Source organism: Microbacterium sp. NPDC028030 (genome assembly GCF_040637855.1).
Taxonomy (GTDB): domain Bacteria; phylum Actinomycetota; class Actinomycetes; order Actinomycetales; family Microbacteriaceae; genus Microbacterium.
Window position 1 is genome coordinate 1,325,267 of the sequence record NZ_JBEZXF010000001.1, and the last position, 18,501, is coordinate 1,343,767.

Consider the following 18,501-nt stretch of genomic DNA (forward strand, 5'->3'; position numbering starts at 1 on the left):
CGTACCCCTGCGTGCTCGCGGCCGTCAGGGGGTTGACGGCAGCCCGACGTCCGTCAACCTCCCTAAGCTACGGACATGAGTGAACAGACGGGCCGCGCGGTGATCGCGGATCTCTGCAGAATCCCCAACCCGGATGCGATCGATCGCACGACCTTCGTCGAGCTCGGCGGCGTCGAGCAGTTCGTCTCGATCCGCGGTCGGAGCACAGCGAATCCGGTCCTCATCGTCTGCCACGGCGGGCCGGCGCTCCCGTCGCTGCCCTCGTCGTGGATCTGGCAGAGGGGCGTCGAAGAGTACTTCACCGTCGTCAACTACGACCAGCGCGCGAGCGGCAGGTCCGCCGGGAGTGCGACCGAAAGGATGGATCTGCGTGTCGACCGCTATGTCGACGATCTCGTGGAGCTGATCGCCTGGCTCCAGGGGGAGCTGGGTGTGCGGAAGGTCGGGGTGCTCGGGCACAGCTGGGGGACCATCATCGGACTCACGCTCGCGCGACGGCGACCCGACCTGCTCTGGGCGTACATCGGCGTCGGTCAGGTCATCTCCGGGCCGGAGAACGAGGTGGAGAGCTTCGGGTTCGCGATGCGGAGCGCGATTGCCGACCAGAACGAACAGGCCGTCGCCGAGCTCACAGCCCTCGGGGAGTATCCGGGGAGCGAGCCTCTGACACCCGAGCGGATCGTCACCTGCCGCCGCTGGGCGCAGCACTACGGGGCACTGTCGGCGTATCGAACCGACGCCGCGTATTTCATGGAGTCGCAGGAGCTGTCGCCGTACTATACCGATGAGGAGCTGGAGCTGATCGGCGTGGGGCAGCAGGTGACCATGCCGGGAGTCCTTCCCGCGCTGCTCGGCTTCGACGCGCGCGATCAGCTCACGTTCGACGTGCCGATGCTCCAGTTCCTCGGCCGCCACGACTGGACGACGCCGACGCCTCCCGTCGCACGCTGGATCGAGCAGGTGGAGGCACCGGCGAAGCACGTCGTCTGGTTCGAGAATTCGGCACACCTGTGCATGCACGAAGAACCGGGCAAGTTCGTGGTGAGCCTGGTGAGTTTCGCGCTCCCGCACGCGGTCGAGGGGTGAATCGCGCGCCCGGGAGCGTCGCCGCACCCTGAGACGGATGCTTCAGTCGCGGGCGAGGATTCCTCTTGTATGCAAAGTTCTTGTATGCAAGGCTTTGAACATGACGCCGCACGCGCTCGACGACTCGCTCTGTCACGCGTTGTACACGGCCACGCAGGCGACGGTCCGGTTGTATCGAGACCTCCTGGCGCCCTGGGGGTTGAGCTATCAGCAAGTGGTCCTGCTCGCGGTGCTGTGGGATCGGGGAGAGCTGACCGCCGGCGAGATCGCCGAGCACCTGCACCTGGACTCCAGCAGCGTGACGGGATTGCTGACCCGCATGGAGACCGCGGGACTCGTCGAGCGCTCGGTCGACGAGGCGGACCGGCGCCGCGTGCTGGTGCGCTCCACCGCTCGGGGCCTGGCGATCCGCGACGAACTCGGATGGCTCGAAGACTGCATCGCCCGCGCTCTCGGCGTCGAGGCCGACGAAGCGCGTGACCTCCTGACCCGGTTGAGTGCGCTCCGCGAGAGCGTCAAGGCGTTCCCCCCCGAACGACGGCCACTCTGATGCAGGACGGGAGTCTGCGCTGCAGACCTCATGACACCCGAGGAGACACCATGGAACTGAACCCCATCCCCGTGACCACCCTGAACGGGGCGCCGACGACATTCGGCTCGCTCTCCGACGGCAAGGTGGCGCTCGTCGTCAACGTCGCGTCGCGGTGCGGGCTCGCCCCGCAGTACGAGAAGCTGGAGCAGCTTCAGCGCACGTATGCGGAGCGGGGGTTCACCGTGATCGGGTTCCCCAGCAATCAGTTCCTCCAGGAGCTCGGGTCTTCAGAGGCGATCGCCGAGTACTGCTCGGCGACGTGGGGTGTCAGCTTCCCCATGACCGAGAAGGTCCGTCTGAACGGCCGGGGGGCGCACCCCCTCTACAAGGAGCTGACGACGGTCGCCGACGACGAGGGCAAGGCGGGAAAGGTGGCGTGGAACTTCGAGAAGTTCCTCGTGCACCCGGACGGACGTGTCAAGCGGTTCCGTCCTCGCACCGAGCCCGACGACCCCAAGGTCGTCGCTGCGATCGAGGAATGGCTCGACATCGCCCCGTGAGGATGACGCCCGGCGCCCCGGGCGTCATCCTCGGTCACGGGAGTGCACGACGGGGGCGGAGCCGACTCGCCGTCAGCGCGATCGCGAAGAGCGCGGTGACCGGTAGCCAGAACGGCGCGGTGCCGACTTCGGGAGACCAGCCGTCCGCGCCGATGAGCACGACGAGCGCGGCGACCCCGAGCGCTCCACCCAGCTGGTTCACGACGAACAGGATCGTGCTTCCGGACGGGATGAGGACTGCGGGCAGGACCCGGTAGATCGTCGAGACGGTCGGGCTTCCGATTGAACCGAGGCCGATCCCGATCGCGAGCGCGATCCCCGCGTAGCTCCAGAGCGGCGTGGACGCTCCCGTGGTGAGCAGTGTGATGAAGCCCGCGAGCCCCAGCCCGGCGCCCGACCAGACCAGGATCCGGCCGTCGACATGGTCACTGAGGCGCCCGGCGATGGGCATCGCGATCAGGGTGCCGAGACCGAACGGGAGCATCAGGAGGCCCGCCGCCGTCGCGCTGAGCCCGGCCACGCCTGTGTAGTAGAGCGGGAGCCCGAAGAACAGCGGATAGATGGCGGCGCCCATGAGTGCCATCACGGTCACCGCAGGACCGAATCCTCGGGCGCGGAAGGTCGCCAGGTTCACGATCGCCTGGTCGCCCCGCCGGCGCGCCCAGAGCACGAACCCCCCGAGGAGCGCGACGGCGGCGGTGAGGGCGGTGATCGTGATGCCGTCGAAGCCGGACGCCGAGGATCCGCGGGACAGCCCGAACAGTCCGAGCATGGTGGCGAGCGCGAGCAGCAGCAGCCCCGGCAGGTCCAACCGGATCGCGCTGCGCTCCTGCCCGCGGAGAACGACGAGCGAGCCGAGCATGACCAGGACGGCGATGACGGCAGTGAACAGGAACGTCCAGCGCCACCCCAGCGAGTCGACGACGATCCCGCCGAGCACAGGGCCGGCGAGGGGCCCGACCGAGATCACGGCAGCCACGCTGCCCATGACACGACCTATGCGTTCCGGCCCCGCCAGCTGCGCCAGGGCGGTGAGCATGACGGGTTCGAGCGCGCCGCCGCCCAGACCCTGCACCGCCCTCGCCGCGGTGAGCGTGCCGAAGTCGCCTGCGAACGCGGACATCAGCGACCCGACGGTGAACAGGCCGACCGCGACGAGCCAGGTGACTCGGACGCCGAAGCGGACGCTCGACCAGCCGCTGACGGGGATCGCGATGCCCGCGGCGAGGAGGAATGCGGTCGTCACCCACTGCGCGGCGTCCACCCCGGCGCCGAACTCCGTCACCAGGTCGGGGACCGCGACCCCGACGACGGTCGTGCTCAGCACGGCGAGGACGCCCCCCGGTACGAGGACGGCAGCAGTGGCACCGAGAGAAGCGGGAGGCCTGATTAACGTATTAGTACGAGTTTTTGTACGCATGAGTACAACTGTACCCCCGCGTACAGTTGATGCGACCGAGAAGTAAACTGGGGACATGAAGACGGCTACCGGATCACGCGTGGACAAGGGCGAGGCGATCCTCGCGGCCGCACTGATCGTCTTCGGGCGGGATGGCTTCACCGACGGCAACGTCGACGAGATCGCGCGGAACGCAGGGGTCGCCAAGCCCACCGTCTACAACCGCTTCGGCGACAAGCAGGCGCTCTTCACCGCCGCGGTGAAGCACGGCTCGCAACAGGCCAACGAACGCGTGCTCGGCGTGATCGCCTCCCTCGATCTGACCCCCACGGACCTTCGGGCAGAACTCGAGCGGTTGGGGCGCGCTCTCGTGGATTGCGTCTCGCACGCCCATGGCGCCGCGCTCATGCGCCTGCAGTTCGCCGAGCGGGCGCGATTCCCGGAACTGCTCGACGGGATCAGGGACTCGAATCGCGCACGCACCATCGACGCGCTCGCCGGAAAGCTCGCGCAACTGTCCATGTCGGGATACCTGCGATTGCGGGATGCGCCGCGCGCCGCACGGCAGTTCATGTCCCTCGTCACGGACGATGCCCTGTCGGCGAGCGGATTCGGCGGGCGCACACTCGGCGAATCCGAACTCGATCAGCCCGTCAAAGACGGCGTCGACACCTTCCTCGCGGCGTTCGGGCCGCGCGAGTCCGACGTCGGGTCCCGCTGACGGGGTCGTGAGCTCCCGTCAGGGCGAGGTGATGCTCAGCGCACGAACCACGCGGTGACAGCCATGCCGATCGCGCCCAGCCCGGCAACGGTCGCCACAGCGCAGCCCCACCACGGCGAGATGCGCCGTCGTCCGGCTGTCGGGTGGAGGCGTGGGGGTCGGGCTGTGCGGGGCATGGATTCCTGGTTTCGCGTCATGATCGGCGGCTGCGGAGCGGGGCGCCGATCCTCGCGTCACGGGATCAGGCCTCGCGCAGGGGCATGCCGCGCCGTGGCGATATATCCCCCAGGAGGAAGACGCTCAGCGGGCCGATCCATTACGCGGCCGCGACGGATCTACAGCGCGGAGCCGCACCTGGTCGACGAGACTCCGCGGCGGCACAGCGTCCGACAGCCGGGCCAAAGTGCTGGCTGCATTCGACGCTCCGCATGCGACGGCGAGCGCCAGATGCGTCGGCCACGATGCGGCGGGTCTGGCGAGGATGCTCCAGACGAGTCCCGCGGTGAACGCATCCCCCGACCCCACCGCGCTGCGCGTCGCGACGGTCGGAGCATCGATGTCCCAGGCCGTGGAGGCGATCTCTGCACGCAGGGGCTCTGAGCCATCGGTGACGATGACGGCTTCGGTTCCGCGCACGCGCCACCCCCGGATCAGCTCTGCCTGGTCGACGCCTTCGTCGGCAGCGAGGTCGGCGATCTCGTCGCGATTGACCTTGATGATGTCGGGCGCTGCGGCGGCGCCGAGTCGGAGCGCAGCGCCGTGGGCATCCAGGAGGGTGCGGATGCCACGTTCGCGAGCGGCACCGATCCAGGTGGCGTAGAAGTCGTCGGGGATTCCCGGAGGCAGGCTGCCGGTGCACACCAGCATCGCCGCGCCGTCGAGCGACGACACGGCGAGGTCGTTCAGCTCCGCCGACTCGTGCGGGCTGATCGTCGGGCCCTGCGCGTTGTACACCGTGGCGCCGTCAGGTCGCGACTCATCGACGAGGATCTCGTTGACGCGCGTCCATCCGTCGACCGATGTGGTCTCGGAGACCAGCCCCTCGGCGGCGAGCAGTGTCGCCTGGAGGTCACCGGTCGGGCCTCCGAGCGGACCGACGAGCACGGAGGAGACCTCGACGTGTCCGCCGTCGTCGAGCGGGGCGAACGCCGGGGAATGCAGCTGGGCCAGCACGCGCGCGACGTTGACGCCCTTGCCACCTGCGAGGGTCTCACTGCGCATCAGCCGATGAACCGTGCCGGGACGGTTCTCGTCCACGACGAGCAGCCGCTCGATGGCGGGATTCAGGGAGGCGATGACGACCTTCATGCGATCCGGTCTCCTATGGTCGAGGTGGCGCGGGCGTGTGATGCGCGGGCGAGCTCGGCGGCTCCGACGGCCGCAGCCTCTCGCAGCCGACTCACCCTCAAGGGCACGTTCCACAGGCGTTCGCGGTGACGCACCAGTTCAGGGCGCTGGAACAGCGAGCCCGTGAGCGCGATGGAATCCAGAGGCGCCTCGGCGATCGTGGCCATCGTCCGCACCGTGTCGCGAATCTGCACCGACAGGTCGGTGACGCATGCGCGCACGATGTCGTCGGGCGGCGTCCGTTCGTCGATGCCCTCGATGTGGAAGAGGTCGTCCGCGCGTGCGTGCAGGTCGTTCACGCGGAGGTGCACATGCGACGGCGAAGGGAGGTCGGAATCGAGGGCGGCCATCAGGCGGTCGAAGTCGCCCTCGACGAACCTCTCCGCGAGCTGCTGGAGGATCTTCCCCGTCGGCAGGCCCCATCCGAGCACGTACTGGTCCGGCATCCATCCGCGTTCGACGTCCGCGCCGAAGGCATGCAGGCGCTCATCGAGCGGGAACGTGCCGCTGGTGAGCATGACGTATTCGGCCGTGCCGACGGCGTCCACGGCGGATGCGCCGTCGTGGACGGAACTCGCATACGCGGCCATCACCTGGTCGTGGCCGCCGACGTACACGGCGGCGCCGTCGGCGATCGGGACTCCGCGAAGCGCATCGGGGAGCAACGCGCCGATCCGTGTCCCGGGGTGCACGACCTCCGGGAACAACTCGGCCTCGATCTCGACCAGATCGAGGCTGGCCCGGTCGGGCTCCAGCGTGAGGAGGTCGAAGAACTGGCTGTGCGTCGCCTGGGTGGAGCTGAGCGCCCACCGGCCGCTCAGCCGGAACGTGACGAAGGCGCCGAAGTCCACCCAGCGATGCGTGCGCGCCCAGACATCGGGGTGGTCAGAGCGCAGGCGTGCGATGCGGTCGGGCGACTGGTTGTCACGGAACCGCATGCCGGAGGTGCGGAAATGCCCCACGGAGTCGAAATGTTCCACGGCCACGGCGCTGAGGGTTCGCTCCGGCCAGCGCTCCCACCACGCGCGGGACCCCGCCAGCGGGGTTCCGCGGACATCGACGGGAAAGGACTCCTCCTGGCCGAAGGATCCGACCGCGACACCGGCGAGGGCCCCTCCTCCGGCATCCCGCACGGGTCCTCGCGCATAGGCGCGGACGAGCTCTCGGACGCAGTCCCAGATCTCACCCCCCTCGTGAAAGGTCCCGCCGTCGACGAGGGTCACCGGGGTGCGGGTTCGGAGGGGGTCGAGCTCGACCCCCTCCGCGGTGACACCGACGACCTTGACGTGCGTGGTGCCGATGTCGATGCCGAGGAACCACATCCGTCAGACCGAGACCTCGGAGACCGGGACATCGTGGTGCACGACCTGTCGCAGACCAGCGAGCACGCCGGCCGGGTCTTCGGCGCGGAACACGCGGCGCCCGAACATGACTCCGGCGGCACCGGCCTCGATGGAGTCGGCTGCGAGCTGGAAGGTCTCCTCCGGGGACTCTCCGCCCGGGCCGCCCGCGACGAGAATCGGTGCGAAGCACGTCTGTGCCACGGGAGCGAAACGTTCCACCGAACCGTTCCAGATCACCTTGACGATGTCGGCGCCGATGTCGGCCGAGATGCGGCAGTAGAGGCTGAGCACCTCGGGGGAGAACGCCTCGTCGCCCTCGGCCTCGAGCGCGGACCGGGGTTCGATGATGACGGCGAGGCCGAGCCGCTCGGCGTCGCGGACGATGCGAGCGTTGCGTTCGATCTCCGCACGCTCGAGGGTGCTGTCGCGCTGACCGAGATAGAGGTACGTCATCACGGCGTCGATGCCGGAGGCCGCGACCTCCTCCATCGTCGCGAGCTGTGCGAGCACACCCTCGCTGCGTCCGTCCGTGCCGGGGGTGTAGATCCGGCGCCCGTGGTTCTTCCAGTCGAGGTGGAGAACCAGCCCCGGGCGGCCGCGACCGACGAAGAAGTCCTCTGTCAGCGGCACCATCCCGGGCGACACCATGACGCCGTCGGCGAGGTCGAGCTGGGCGAAGACGTCCGCGATCTCGGCTCTGGTCTTCAGGCCGGACGGCGGGCCGCTCATCACGCCGTGGGAGGCGGCGACGACCACGCCGCGCTGGGTCGACGGGTTCAGCAGACGACCGAGGCGGATCTTCTTGCCAGTGCGGGAATCCATGGGGATCCTTTCATCGGTGGGCCGGCACCCGCGAGCACCGGCCCACGGGGTGGGTCAGGAGGCGGGGCAGTCGAAGCTGTACAGGTACTTCTGGATCTCAGGATCGTCGAGGTTGTCGGCGGTCGCCACCAGTGCTCCGGTGGTGATGACCTCTTCGACCTCGTCGCCGTTCAGCGCGTTGAAGGCCTGCTCTGCCGCCTGGACGCCCTCGTCATACGGCTTGAGCACGACCTGCGCGAACACGTCTCCATTGCTGATCTGCTCGATCCCCGGAGGGTTCGCGTTGAAGCCGACGACCTTGACGGTGTCCTGCATGTCGGCGGACTTGAGTGCGGCGACCGCGCCCTCGGTGTTGAATGCGGCGGTGCTGAACACTCCGACGAGGTCGGGATTCGCGGCGATGGCGGCCGACACGATCGACTCCGCCGTCTGGACGCTGTTGTTGGAGTACTGCTGGCCGAGGTACTCGAGGCCGTCGACCCCGGCGATGGCCTCGGCGAAGCCGGCTTCGCGCGCATCCGTCGTCGTCACGCCGGCCGTGAGATTGACGGTGATCACCGAACCAGCCTCGTCGCCCAGCGCCTCGGCCAGGGTCTCGGCGGCCACCTTCCCGGCCTCTTCGTTGTCGGAGCTCACCTGTGAGACCGCGATCGACGGGTCGTCGAGGGTGGTGTCGACGAGGACGACCGTGATGCCGGCTTCCACGGCTTCGCGCAGCGGCGCGTAGAGAGCCTTCGAGTCGGTGGGCGCGATGATGATCGCATCGGGACTCGTCGCGATCACGGACTGCAGGATCGGGATCTGGTCGGTCGGGCTGAAGCTGTTGGGAGCCTGCACGTCGACGGTCGCGCCGTTCTCGTCGGCGACGGCCTGCACTCCGCACGCGACCGAACCGTAGTAGGCGTCGTTGGCGACTCCGGGGATGAGGGCGATCGAGTAGGCGTCGCCCTCCTCGCCTCCGCCGTCGCCGCCGCCTGCGTCGCTGCTGGAACAGCTGGCCAGCGCGACGACCAGCGTGGTCGCGGCAAGGACGGCACTGACCTTGCGTGTTGCGTTCATGGTTTCTCCTCGGGTGGATGTCGTTGATCGGGTGGATGGGCTATTTGCGGGATCGTCGTCGCAGCTGGTCGAGATAGACGGCGGCTACGAGGACGATGCCGACGGCGAAGTCCCGCCAGAAGCTGTTCAGGCCGACGATGACGAGGCCGTTCGCGAGTGTGGCGGGGATGAGGGTTCCGACCACCGTGCCGATCATCGTGCCTACGCCGCCGAAGAGACTTGTTCCGCCGATCACGACGGCAGCGATCACGTTGAGGTTGTCGGTGGCGTGCCCGGCGAGGGTCGTCGTGCCGAACTTGGCGTAGCTGAGGATGCCCGCGAGTCCTGCCAGCATGCCGGCGACCGCGTAGACCTTGAGCAGGTGGCGGTCGACGTTGATGCCCGCACGCCTCGCCGCTTCCGCGTTCGATCCGACGGCGTAGGTCCGCTGGCCGTACCGGGTCGCCCAGAGGATCAGTCCGCCGATCACCGCCACGAGCACGGCGATGATCACCAGGATCGGGATCCCGGCGATGCGGCCGAATCCGATGGTGTCGACGAGCTCCGTGGGGATGTTCTTCATGTCGTTGCCGTTGGTAATGATCTGGGCGAGCCCCTGGGCTGCTCCGTACGAGCCGAGCGTCGCGATCAGCGGCGGCACACGCAACTTGGTGATGACGAGCCCGTTCACGCATCCCCACGCCGTTCCGGCGAGGAGGGCGGCGACGATCCCCGCGATGCTCGCACCCCACCCTGCGCTGCCGAACCACTCCATGACCTTGCCGGCGATCACGCCGGAGAAGACCAGGACCGATCCGACCGAGAGGTCGACGCCGCCGGTGATGAGCACGAACGTGGCGCCGACCGCCATGACGAGCAGCAGGGCGGCGTTGATGAGGATCTGGGTGAAGTTCTGCGGCGTGAAGAACGACCGCGGGTCGAGCACCGCGAACACGACGACGATGAGGATGAGGATCGCGGTGATGTCGGTCGCCGAGCCCAGCAACCGAGGCATCCGGAAACGGCGGCGCTTCGTGTCGTCGTCGGCGTCCGGCAGGGTGGTGGTGTCTGTGGTCATGCTGCGGCCTCCTGCGTCCAGGCGCCGGTCATGGCGCCGACGATCTGTGCGTCGTTCGTCTCTGCGGTGACCAGTTGGGCGACCCGGCGACCGAGTCGCAGCACCTCGACCCGATCGGCGACCTGCATGACATCCGGCAAGCTGTGGCTGATGAGGATGACCGAACGCCCGGACTCCTTGACCCGTCTGATGAGCGCGAGCACGGCCTGCGTCTGAGGGACCCCGAGTGCTGCGGTCGGTTCGTCCATGATGACGAGCTTGTCCGCCCAGGTGACGGCACGGGCCACGGCGACGCTCTGCTGCTGACCGCCGGACAGGTTGTTCACGGGTGCCCGGACGTCCTTGATCCTCACGTTGAGGTCGGTCAGGACCTTGCTGGCCTCGTCCCGCATCGACCGCCGCGCGAGGACCCCGAGCGCCCCGAGAACCCCCGGCATCAGACGCTCGCGTCCGAGGAAGAGGTTGGCAGGGGTGTCGAGATCCGGTGCCAGGGCGAGGTCTTGATACACGGTCTCGATGCCGAGCGCCTGCACGGCCTTCGGGTGCCAGCCTGAGATCGAGCGTCCTTCGAAGAGGATCTCGCCCGTGTCCGGAGTGTTCACGCCGCAGATGGTCTTGATGAGGGTGCTCTTGCCCGCGCCGTTGTCGCCCATCAGCGCGACCACCTCGCCGGGGAAGATCCGGAAGCTCGCGCCGCGCAGCGCCTGCACCGCGCCGAAGTGTTTCGTCACATCGCGCGCTTCAAGAAGAGGTTCAGTCGTCATTGTCGGGTGCCAATCTGCATTGATCAGAATCTTGATGATTGATAGTACGCAGAGATTTGTCGAGAAAACAAGGATTTTGCCGAGGAGAATTCAGTAGACGGAATATTCATCCCTGTGTATGGTGAACGCATGAGCTCGCTTTCGCGTTCGCTCCGTGCCGACACGGTCGTCGGCGCAGCAGCGGGCGTCTGGCGCACGCACGATCCGACAGGGAGACCCGCCATGACCACGATCAATGCCACCGACGCACTGCTGGATGCGCTGGGGGAGAGCGCAGTGGACACCGCTGCGGTCGCTCTCGACGCCGCCAGCCATGACACCTGGCCGGTTTCGACCGTCTGGCAGAAGCTCGATCGGCACCCGCATCGGCCGGATGTCGTCGTGCGTGTCAGCACCGTCCGGGAGATCGTCGAGGTCGTCGACATCGCCCGAACCTCCGCGACGCCCCTCACGGTGCGCGGGCTCGGATCCTCCGTCACCGGACAGCCGCTTCCCATGCACGGAGGAATCGTGATGGACCTCTCCGGCCTCGGGGGAGAGCCTGTCCTCGATGAGACCGACGCCACCGTCACGGCGCCCGCAGGGGTCATGGGCGGCGACCTGGAGACGTGGCTCGGGGAGCGGGGCTACACGCTCAACCACTTCCCCCAGTCGCTGTATCGCTCCACCATCGGCGGCTGGATCGCCACCAGGGCCACCGGGCAGTTCTCTTCGCGCTACGGCGGGATCGAGAACCTGGTCGTGTCGTACGAGTGTGTTCTCGCCGACGGCTCGATCGCACGGCTCGGCCAACGCCCCCGTGCGGCGATGGGGCCCGATCTCAAGCAGTTGCTGATCGGTTCGGAGGGGACTCTCGGCATCGTCACCGAAGTGACGCTCAAGGTGTTCCGTATTCCCGAGGCGCGCTTCATCGAGGCGTTCACCATGCCGAGCGTGGCCGCGGGTGTCGACGCGATGCGGGAGATGTCGCAGGCCGGTCTGCGGCCGTTCCTCGTGCGGTTCTACGACGCGGACGAGGCGCGCCACGCCGTGCCCGATCGGGAAGGTGATGCGCCGGTGCTGTTCCTCGGAGCGGAGGGCGTCGAGAGCGTCGCGCGCGCGGAGTTCGCGGAACTCTCGCGGATCGCCGAGGCTCGCGGCGGCTCGTCGATCGGCAGCGGGCCCGTCGAAGCCTGGCTCGGGCGACGATTCGACTTCTCCACCGTGGAGCGACTCCTCGCGGAGAAGGGCGGCTATGCCGAGACGGTCGAGGTCGCGAACATGTGGAGCCGGCTGCCGGCGATGTACGCCGAGATGAAGGAGGCGCTGCGGCCGTTCGCAGACGAGGTGCTCGGACACTTCTCGCATGTGTACGAGCAGGGCTCCTCGCTCTACCTGATCCTGCTCGGCCGTGCGGACGACGACGAGACCGCGCTGGCCCGCCTCGAGGCGATCTGGTCGACCGCGATGGAGATCGTGATCGCCCACGACGGCGAGGTCTCCCACCACCACGGCGGCGGCCTCGCCCGTCAGGCATGGGTGGCTCGTTCGCTGGGGACGGGCTTCCCCGTGCTCGAGAAGCTCAAGTCGGCCCTCGACCCCGACGGAATCCTGAATCCCGGCAAGCTCGGGATGTGATCGTGCGGCAGGACGCGACGGCCGTTCGGATGGCGACGGCCACGTCGTGGCGTCAGAATGGGGGGATGCCGCCAGCCTCCTCGACATCGAAAGCCGACGTCCGAGCCGTCCTTGCGCGGGTCCTGCTGACGCGCGAGGTCGGTCAGCGCATCCCCACCGTGCAGGACCTTCAGCACACGTCGCGTGCGGGGGCTGGAACCGTGGTCAAGGCCTTGCGCAGCTTGCAGGACACCGGGGCGATCACGTTGTCATCGCACGGACACCAGGGGACGCTCGTCGTCTCGCGCAACGTCGGGCAGCTGTGGCGCGAGGCGCAGCTCGGGAACTTCTCCCTGATCATGCCTCCCCCTGGGCCGGTGGAGCAGCACGGGATCCTGGAGGCCCTGCAGGAGCCGCTCGCGCGACAGGGTGTTCCGGTCGTGGTCAATGCGCTCGCCGGTGCTCGGCGTCGGCTGGAGAGACTCCACCTCGAGAACGCCGATGCCGTCGTGACCTCGGCAGGTGCGTTCGAACGCCACCGGGACGACTTCCCCGGTCTTCGATCGCTGGACCTCGGCGAGTCGACGTTCTATTCACCCGGTTCGCTCGTCGTCGTCGAGAGCCCGAAGCCGGTCAAGGGGCGGCGACTGCGCGTCGGCATCGACCGGGCGTCGCACGACCATCAGCTGCTCACCGAGACCGAGTTCGCCGACAGCGATGTCGAGTTCGTCGACTGGCGGTTCGTGTCGGCCCCGGCTGCGGTGCTCCGCGGCCGCGTCGACGCCGCGATCTGGCACGCGATGCCGACCGTGATCTCGCCGGAGCTCGCCGGGCTCAACGTGCGGCCGCTGCGAGAGAGCACGCTCGACGCCGTGCGCGATGTGACCAGGGCGGTGCTCGTGACCCGGGAGCTGGATGCGGGGGTCAACGCCCTGCTCCGCTTCGTCTCGCCCGCCGAGGTCATCAAGATCCAGGAACGTCTGCTCCGTCTCGCCGCCAGCGCCGAGTCGGAGACCGAGTTCTGGCCGAGGTGACGCCGACGGGGCCGGATCAGCGAAGGGCGTATCCGCCGTCGACGTAGAGGGTGGAACCGGTGGTGTAGCGGTTCGTGAGCAGGTGGATCACGGCATCCGCGACCTCGTCTTCCCGCCCGGGTCGGCCCAGCACCGTGTCGGCGCTGAACTGCGCGAAGGAGGCGGTTCTGGCGGCTTCGTCGCGGTTCGCCCACAGGTTGCCGTCGATGGTCCCCGGTGACACGGCGTTCACCCTGACCGGGGCGAGTTCCACCGCGAGACCGCGCGCGAGCCCTTCGATCGCCGCATTCGCGGCGACATAGGCGGGAGCGGCAGCTGGGGGCCGCACGCTGGCGGCTCCCGACATCAGCACGATCGACGCATCCGGCGAGAGCCGATCCAGCGCGGCGCGGACGACGCGGTACTGGCCCCAGAACTTCGACTCGAAGGGCGAGGCCGCGTCGGTCGCGTCGAGCTCCCGCATGGGTCCGACGACGTACTCGGCGGCTGTCGTGAAGATGCCGTCCACCACGGGGACCGACGCGAAGAAGGCCTCGATCGACGCGGGGTCCGCCGTGTCCACTGTCTGCCACCGCGCCTGCTCGCCCAGAAGCGCGAATGCCGCTTCCAGGCGAGACGCCGTCCGTCCGCCGAGGGCCACGGACCCGCCGAGCGCGATCACCCGGCGTGCGACCTCGAACCCGATGCCGGAGCCGCCGCCGATCAGGACCACGACGCGGTTCTCGAGTCGGGGCAGAGGATCCGTGCCGTTCATGCGTGCTCCTTCGATGACGTCGTTGTGACGGCGTCGACGCGGGCGACCACGATCCCGGAGCTCGACTGCGGGTCGTCCATCGCGACCAGGGCGTCGATGGCGCCCTCCAGATCGACGACCGAGCCGAGGAGCAGGTCCGGCCGCAACCGCCCGTCGCGCACCAGGTCGAGCAGCGCGGGATAGTCTGCGCCGGGCATGCCGTGGGAGCCGATGATCTCCAGCTCCCAGGCGATCACACGCCCCCACGGCACAGATGCTGACTCGTCGTCGCCGAACATGAGGCCGATCTGCACGTGCGTGCCGCGGCGTCGCAGACTGCGGATCGCCGTCTGTGCGGTGGCCGCGGATCCGATCGCATCGATCGTGACGTGCGCACCGCCGCCCGTCGCCCGGCCGACCGCCTCCTCCGTGTCGGCATCCCTCGCGTCCACCGTGTGGGCGGCGCCGAGCGCACGGGCGCGCTCCAGCGCGGCCGGAGAGACGTCGACCGCCGTGACGGTCGCGCCGAGGGCTGTGGCGATCATGACCGCCGACAGGCCGACACCGCCGCACCCGAACACGGCGACCTCGGTGCCCTCGCCGACCTGACCGTGCGCGGTGACGGCCCGATAGGCGGTGGCGAAGCGGCACCCGAGCGACGCCGCGGCGACCGCATCGACGCCGGCCGGGATCGCGACGAGGTTCGTGTCCGCGGCGCGGACCACGACGTACTCGGCGAAGGAGCCCTGATGGGTGAATCCCGGTTGGGTCTGGTCCGGGCACACCTGCGCCTGTCCGGAGCGGCACCATTCGCACCGTCCGCACCCGTTGACGAAGGGAGCCGTCACGCGATCGCCCGGCGCGAAACCCCGGACCTCGGGTCCGACCTCGGCGACCACGCCCGCGTACTCGTGCCCTGGCACGTGGGGGAGCACGACGGGATCGTGTCCCCGCCACGCATGCCAGTCCGACCGGCACACTCCCGTCGCCTCCACACGCACGAGGGCCCCATCGGGCGGACACTCGGGCATCGCGATGCGGGTGAGCACGGGGCGCTCGCCGGTGCGGTCATAGACGACGGCGCGCATGTCGAGAGGGGGCATGGACTCATTCTGCGGGCTCGCGCGATGCGGGTGAATGTGCAGAACGCTGATCAGGGTGGGCCTCCCGCCGCACTATGCACATCCATGCCGGATCTTGTGGCGCTAGAATTCTGAATCGGTTCATTTTCTCCTTGCGTTCCCATACAGATCTGGCCTACGCTGAATGAAACGGTTCAATTAGGAGAGTTTCAATGAAGAAAATCACCCGATCTTCGCGACGGCGGCTGGCGTTGACGACCACGACGGCGATCGTCCTGGCAAGCGCCCTGGCCTCGTGCTCGGCGAATACCGGAGCAGAAGGCGAAGCCGTCGAGCTGTCGCTCCTCGTCCCCTCCGGTGTCGATCAAGAGCTGGCCGAGGCTTACGCGGATGCCTTCACCGAGACGCACGACGACATCACCATCAAGGTCGAGACCAGGCCGACAGGGCCCGACGGCGAGAACGTCATCAGGACGCGGCTGTCGACGGGCGAGATGAGCGACGTCTTCATCTTCAACAGCGGCTCGCTGCTCAGCAGCCTGAGTCCCGACAACTCGCTGGTCGATCTGTCGGACCAGGAGTTCCTCGGCGACATCTCCGAGGACTTCCTCTCGGTGGTGTCGGGTGACGACGGGACCTACGGCGTGCCGTGGGGCACCAGCCGCGCCGGGGGCATCATGTACAACAAGGCGGTCTACGCGCAGCTCGGTCTCGAGATCCCGGAGACGTGGGCGCAGTTCGAGCAGAACAACGCGGCCATCGCGGCGGCCGGGCTCGTGCCCGTGGTTCAGACGTACGGTGACAACTTCACCGCGCAGATCCTGATCCTCGCCGACTTCGCCAACGTCGCGGCGACGGATCCGGACTGGGCGGAGAAGTACACGATGAACGAGCGCTCCTTCGCGGAGGAGCCCGCCCTCACCTCGTTCGAGAAGCTCGAGACCCTCGCCGACGCCGAGGCCTTCAACCGCGACTTCGCCAGCGCGACCTACGACGACGGCATCCGACTCGTCGCCGAGGGTGAAGCCGGTCACTATCCGATGCTGACGAACTACGTCGCGACGAACGTCACAGCCAACTACCCTGACGCCGCGGACGACGTCGGGTTCTTCGCGGTCCCCACGTCGTCCGCGGACACGGCGACGATGACGATCTGGATGCCGCTCGCCGCATACATCCCGCGGTCGATCCCGGACGACAAGCGCGCGGCGGCCGAGGAGTTCCTCGGCTTCCTCTCCAGCCCCGAGGGGTGCGCGGTGCACGCGGCGACGGCGTCTCCGGCTGGTCCGTACCTCACCGAGGGATGCGCGGTGCCGGACACCGCCATGCCGTTCGTCTCGGACGTCGCATCGTACGTCGACGGAGATCGCAGCTCCCTCGCGCTCGAGTTCCTGTCACCGGTCAAGGGCACCAACCTGCCGCAGTTCTCCGTCGAGATCGGCTCTGGCATCAGTTCTGCGGAGAAGGCGGCCGCCGACTACGACAACGACGTCGCCAAGCAGGCGAAGCAGCTCGGTCTGCCCGGCTGGTGACGACCGCGGGGTGGGTCGCCCGCCGGCCCACCCCTTCCCGCACCCGGATCGAGGAGGAATCGGTGCACACAGCGACAGAGACTCTCGTCCAGCCGCGAGGAAAGACGGGGCGGCCCCGCCCTCTCTTCCAGCGCGACCTGGGCAAGCGGATGCGGTCGACGTATCCGACCTGGTTCTACCTGCCGGCCGGTGTCGTCTACGGGGTGTTCTTCCTCGTGCCGACGGTCGCCGCCTTCTACTTCAGCTTGACGCGGTGGTCGCTCTTCGAGATCGAGTTCATCGGCCTCGAGAACTTCGTCACGTTCTTCAAGGAGCCCATGCTCCTGAAGAGCTTCGCGAACACGTTCATCTTCGCGATCGTCACGTCAGGGTTGAAGGTCGTCATCGGCTTCCTGCTGGCGCTGTTCCTCACGTCGCGGATCATCGCCCGCGGATTCCTGCGCTCCGTGATCTTCTTCCCCGTGCTGGTGTCGACGATCGGCGTCGGTGTCACCTTCGAAGTCCTCCTCGACCCGTTCGACGGTCTCGTGAACACCGCGCTGAGCGGCATCGGGGTGCAGGGGCCGGGATGGCTCACCGACCCGAACCTCGCCCTCCTCTCCGTCGCACTCGTCGATGTGTGGAAGGGCCTGGGACTGGCGACCCTGATCTACATCGCGGGCATCGTGGCCATCCCCGCCGAGTACCTCGAGGCCGCCCGCGTCGACGGAGCGAACGCCTCGCAGGTGCTCCGCCACGTGATCATCCCCCTGGCGAGACCGGCGACCGCGAGCGTGATCACCCTGTCGCTGATCGGCGGACTCCGCTCATTCGATCTCATCTGGGCGATGACCGGCGGTGGACCCGGCTTCGCGAGCGAGGTCGTCGCCTCCGCGATCTTCAAGGAGTACCAGGCCGGCTTCTACGGGCTGTCGACGGCGGGGAACGTCGTGCTGTTCCTCGTGGTCGCGATCATCGTCTTCCCCCTGTATCGCTGGCTCAACCGCAAGGAGGTGCAGCAATGAGAACCGCCCGGATCCGCAGCTCCGTGCTCGGCATCGTCGCGATCATCGTCGCCGTCGTCGTCTTCCTCGTCCCGTTCGCGTTCATCCTGGTTACCGCATCCAAGACGCAGTCCGAAGCATCCCAGCTCGCCTTCTCGCTCCCCACGCAGTGGGCTTTCTGGGACAACCTCGTCGCGGTGCTCCAGACGAACAACTTCATGGTGCCGCGCTCGCTCCTCAACAGCACGGTGCTCACCGTGAGCTCCGTGACGCTCATCGTCGTGTTCGCAGCGATGGTCGGCTACGTGCTGCAACGCCGTCCCGGCCGGTGGAGCGGCGTCATCAACGCGCTGGTGCTGTCCGGCCTCATCATCCCGCCGGCGATCGTGCCGACGATCTGGGTGCTGCAGATGCTGGGACTCTTCAAGACGATGCCGGGGATGATCTTCATGGAGATCTCCTTCAACCTCTCGTTCAGCATCATCCTGTTCCGCGCATTCGTCTCCGGCATCCCCCGGGAGCTGGACGAAGCCGCGCTGATCGACGGTGCCGGACCGCTGCGCATCTTCTTCCGCGTCATCCTTCCCCTGCTCAAGCCGGTGGTGGTGACGGTCATCGTGATCCAGGTGGTCCACGTCTTCAACGACTTCACGGGTCCGCTGTACTTCCTGCCAGGCGATGAGAACGTCACCGCCCAGCTCACCCTGTTCAACTTCCAGAGCGAGGAGCTCAGCAATTACAACCTGCTCTTCATGAACGTGCTGATCATCACCGTGATCCCGCTTCTTCTCTACATCTTCTTCAACCGTCAGATCGTCGCCGGCATGACTGCGGGCGCGGTGAAGGGCTAA

Annotated in this window: 18 protein-coding genes; 9 read left to right on the plus strand and 9 right to left on the minus strand. The window is 67.9% G+C overall.

The window, feature by feature from the left end:
- Positions 1–75 precede the first annotated feature (75 nt).
- From AB0E56_RS06530 to AB0E56_RS06540, 3 genes are all read left to right on the plus strand, one after another.
- On the plus strand, positions 76–1,086 hold the full coding sequence (locus AB0E56_RS06530) for an alpha/beta hydrolase (protein WP_359797598.1): 1,011 nt from the start codon (positions 76–78) through the stop codon (positions 1,084–1,086).
- A 100-nt stretch (positions 1,087–1,186) separates the two neighbouring features.
- A complete protein-coding gene (locus tag AB0E56_RS06535; RefSeq protein ID WP_359797600.1) occupies positions 1,187–1,636 on the plus strand; it encodes a MarR family transcriptional regulator in 450 nt (149 codons plus the stop codon).
- Between the two features lie 50 nt (positions 1,637–1,686).
- Positions 1,687–2,178, plus strand: coding sequence for a glutathione peroxidase (locus AB0E56_RS06540; protein WP_359797601.1), 492 nt, complete (start codon positions 1,687–1,689; stop codon positions 2,176–2,178).
- Between the two features lie 34 nt (positions 2,179–2,212).
- On the opposite strand, the gene AB0E56_RS06545 is transcribed toward AB0E56_RS06540, so the two are convergent.
- Positions 2,213–3,655 (minus strand): DHA2 family efflux MFS transporter permease subunit, encoded by a 1,443-nt coding sequence (locus AB0E56_RS06545; protein ID WP_359797603.1) that lies wholly within the window; start codon positions 3,653–3,655, stop codon positions 2,213–2,215.
- On the opposite strand from AB0E56_RS06545, the gene AB0E56_RS06550 reads away from it, so the two are divergent.
- The gene (locus AB0E56_RS06550; RefSeq protein ID WP_359797605.1) at positions 3,654–4,298 is read left to right on the plus strand and encodes a TetR/AcrR family transcriptional regulator; all 645 of its coding nucleotides are present in this window, start codon (positions 3,654–3,656) and stop codon (positions 4,296–4,298) included. The genes AB0E56_RS06545 and AB0E56_RS06550 overlap by 2 nt on opposite strands.
- 300 nt (positions 4,299–4,598) lie before the next feature.
- Here AB0E56_RS06550 and AB0E56_RS06555 read toward each other — a convergent pair whose 3' ends face one another.
- From AB0E56_RS06555 to AB0E56_RS06580, 6 genes are read right to left on the minus strand one after another with little or no spacing between them, the layout of a single operon-like run.
- On the minus strand, positions 4,599–5,606 hold the full coding sequence (locus AB0E56_RS06555; protein WP_359797607.1) for a PfkB family carbohydrate kinase: 1,008 nt from the start codon (positions 5,604–5,606) through the stop codon (positions 4,599–4,601).
- Entirely contained in the window at positions 5,603–6,967 is a 1,365-nt protein-coding gene (locus AB0E56_RS06560) for an FGGY family carbohydrate kinase (protein WP_359797609.1), read from the minus strand. Before AB0E56_RS06560 ends, AB0E56_RS06555 begins: the two co-directional genes overlap by 4 nt.
- A 3-nt stretch (positions 6,968–6,970) precedes the next feature.
- Positions 6,971–7,810, minus strand: a complete 840-nt coding sequence (locus tag AB0E56_RS06565; protein WP_359797611.1) for a hypothetical protein — start codon at positions 7,808–7,810, stop codon at positions 6,971–6,973.
- Positions 7,811–7,864: 54 nt separating this feature from the next.
- The gene (locus AB0E56_RS06570) at positions 7,865–8,869 is read right to left on the minus strand and encodes an ABC transporter substrate-binding protein (RefSeq protein ID WP_359797613.1); all 1,005 of its coding nucleotides are present in this window, start codon (positions 8,867–8,869) and stop codon (positions 7,865–7,867) included.
- 40 nt (positions 8,870–8,909) lie between these two features.
- The gene (locus AB0E56_RS06575) at positions 8,910–9,926 is read right to left on the minus strand and encodes an ABC transporter permease (protein ID WP_359797615.1); all 1,017 of its coding nucleotides are present in this window, start codon (positions 9,924–9,926) and stop codon (positions 8,910–8,912) included.
- Positions 9,923–10,657: an ATP-binding cassette domain-containing protein gene (locus tag AB0E56_RS06580; protein WP_359797617.1), complete on the minus strand. Its 735-nt coding sequence runs from the start codon at positions 10,655–10,657 to the stop codon at positions 9,923–9,925. The genes AB0E56_RS06575 and AB0E56_RS06580 overlap by 4 nt, the downstream gene beginning before the upstream one ends.
- A 162-nt stretch (positions 10,658–10,819) precedes the next feature.
- On the opposite strand from AB0E56_RS06580, the gene AB0E56_RS06585 reads away from it, so the two are divergent.
- Both AB0E56_RS06585 and AB0E56_RS06590 read left to right on the plus strand, forming a co-directional pair.
- Positions 10,820–12,307, plus strand: a complete 1,488-nt coding sequence (locus AB0E56_RS06585; RefSeq protein ID WP_359797619.1) for an FAD-binding oxidoreductase — start codon at positions 10,820–10,822, stop codon at positions 12,305–12,307.
- Positions 12,308–12,372: 65 nt separating this feature from the next.
- The gene (locus AB0E56_RS06590) at positions 12,373–13,320 is read left to right on the plus strand and encodes a YhfZ family protein (RefSeq protein ID WP_359797620.1); all 948 of its coding nucleotides are present in this window, start codon (positions 12,373–12,375) and stop codon (positions 13,318–13,320) included.
- A 16-nt stretch (positions 13,321–13,336) separates the two neighbouring features.
- On the opposite strand, the gene AB0E56_RS06595 is transcribed toward AB0E56_RS06590, so the two are convergent.
- Entirely contained in the window at positions 13,337–14,074 is a 738-nt protein-coding gene (locus tag AB0E56_RS06595; protein ID WP_359797622.1) for an SDR family oxidoreductase, read from the minus strand.
- The gene (locus tag AB0E56_RS06600; protein WP_359797624.1) at positions 14,071–15,156 is read right to left on the minus strand and encodes a zinc-dependent alcohol dehydrogenase family protein; all 1,086 of its coding nucleotides are present in this window, start codon (positions 15,154–15,156) and stop codon (positions 14,071–14,073) included. The genes AB0E56_RS06595 and AB0E56_RS06600 overlap by 4 nt, the downstream gene beginning before the upstream one ends.
- A gap of 191 nt (positions 15,157–15,347) precedes the next feature.
- Between AB0E56_RS06600 and AB0E56_RS06605 the strand changes: the two genes are divergently transcribed.
- The 3 genes from AB0E56_RS06605 (at position 15,348) to AB0E56_RS06615 (ending at position 18,501) form a co-directional block, all read left to right on the plus strand.
- Positions 15,348–16,667, plus strand: a complete 1,320-nt coding sequence (locus tag AB0E56_RS06605; RefSeq protein WP_359797625.1) for an ABC transporter substrate-binding protein — start codon at positions 15,348–15,350, stop codon at positions 16,665–16,667.
- 149 nt (positions 16,668–16,816) lie between these two features.
- Positions 16,817–17,671: a sugar ABC transporter permease gene (locus tag AB0E56_RS06610; protein WP_359798264.1), complete on the plus strand. Its 855-nt coding sequence runs from the start codon at positions 16,817–16,819 to the stop codon at positions 17,669–17,671.
- Positions 17,668–18,501 (plus strand): carbohydrate ABC transporter permease, encoded by an 834-nt coding sequence (locus AB0E56_RS06615; RefSeq protein WP_359797626.1) that lies wholly within the window; start codon positions 17,668–17,670, stop codon positions 18,499–18,501. The genes AB0E56_RS06610 and AB0E56_RS06615 overlap by 4 nt, the downstream gene beginning before the upstream one ends.

Coding starts and splice junctions, on each gene's coding strand:
- AB0E56_RS06550 (WP_359797605.1), top strand. CDS start 3,654: ATGAAGACGGCTACCGGATCACGCGTGGACAAGGGCGAGGCGATCCTC.
- AB0E56_RS06560 (WP_359797609.1), bottom strand. CDS start 6,967: ATGTGGTTCCTCGGCATCGACATCGGCACCACGCACGTCAAGGTCGTC.
- AB0E56_RS06615 (WP_359797626.1), top strand. CDS start 17,668: ATGAGAACCGCCCGGATCCGCAGCTCCGTGCTCGGCATCGTCGCGATC.
- AB0E56_RS06535 (WP_359797600.1), top strand. CDS start 1,187: ATGACGCCGCACGCGCTCGACGACTCGCTCTGTCACGCGTTGTACACG.
- AB0E56_RS06585 (WP_359797619.1), top strand. CDS start 10,820: ATGAGCTCGCTTTCGCGTTCGCTCCGTGCCGACACGGTCGTCGGCGCA.
- AB0E56_RS06530 (WP_359797598.1), top strand. CDS start 76: ATGAGTGAACAGACGGGCCGCGCGGTGATCGCGGATCTCTGCAGAATC.
- AB0E56_RS06610 (WP_359798264.1), top strand. CDS start 16,817: ATGCGGTCGACGTATCCGACCTGGTTCTACCTGCCGGCCGGTGTCGTC.
- AB0E56_RS06600 (WP_359797624.1), bottom strand. CDS start 15,156: ATGCCCCCTCTCGACATGCGCGCCGTCGTCTATGACCGCACCGGCGAG.
- AB0E56_RS06540 (WP_359797601.1), top strand. CDS start 1,687: ATGGAACTGAACCCCATCCCCGTGACCACCCTGAACGGGGCGCCGACG.
- AB0E56_RS06575 (WP_359797615.1), bottom strand. CDS start 9,926: ATGACCACAGACACCACCACCCTGCCGGACGCCGACGACGACACGAAG.
- AB0E56_RS06545 (WP_359797603.1), bottom strand. CDS start 3,655: ATGTCCCCAGTTTACTTCTCGGTCGCATCAACTGTACGCGGGGGTACA.
- AB0E56_RS06605 (WP_359797625.1), top strand. CDS start 15,348: ATGAAGAAAATCACCCGATCTTCGCGACGGCGGCTGGCGTTGACGACC.
- AB0E56_RS06595 (WP_359797622.1), bottom strand. CDS start 14,074: ATGAACGGCACGGATCCTCTGCCCCGACTCGAGAACCGCGTCGTGGTC.
- AB0E56_RS06570 (WP_359797613.1), bottom strand. CDS start 8,869: ATGAACGCAACACGCAAGGTCAGTGCCGTCCTTGCCGCGACCACGCTG.
- AB0E56_RS06555 (WP_359797607.1), bottom strand. CDS start 5,606: ATGAAGGTCGTCATCGCCTCCCTGAATCCCGCCATCGAGCGGCTGCTC.
- AB0E56_RS06565 (WP_359797611.1), bottom strand. CDS start 7,810: ATGGATTCCCGCACTGGCAAGAAGATCCGCCTCGGTCGTCTGCTGAAC.
- AB0E56_RS06590 (WP_359797620.1), top strand. CDS start 12,373: ATGCCGCCAGCCTCCTCGACATCGAAAGCCGACGTCCGAGCCGTCCTT.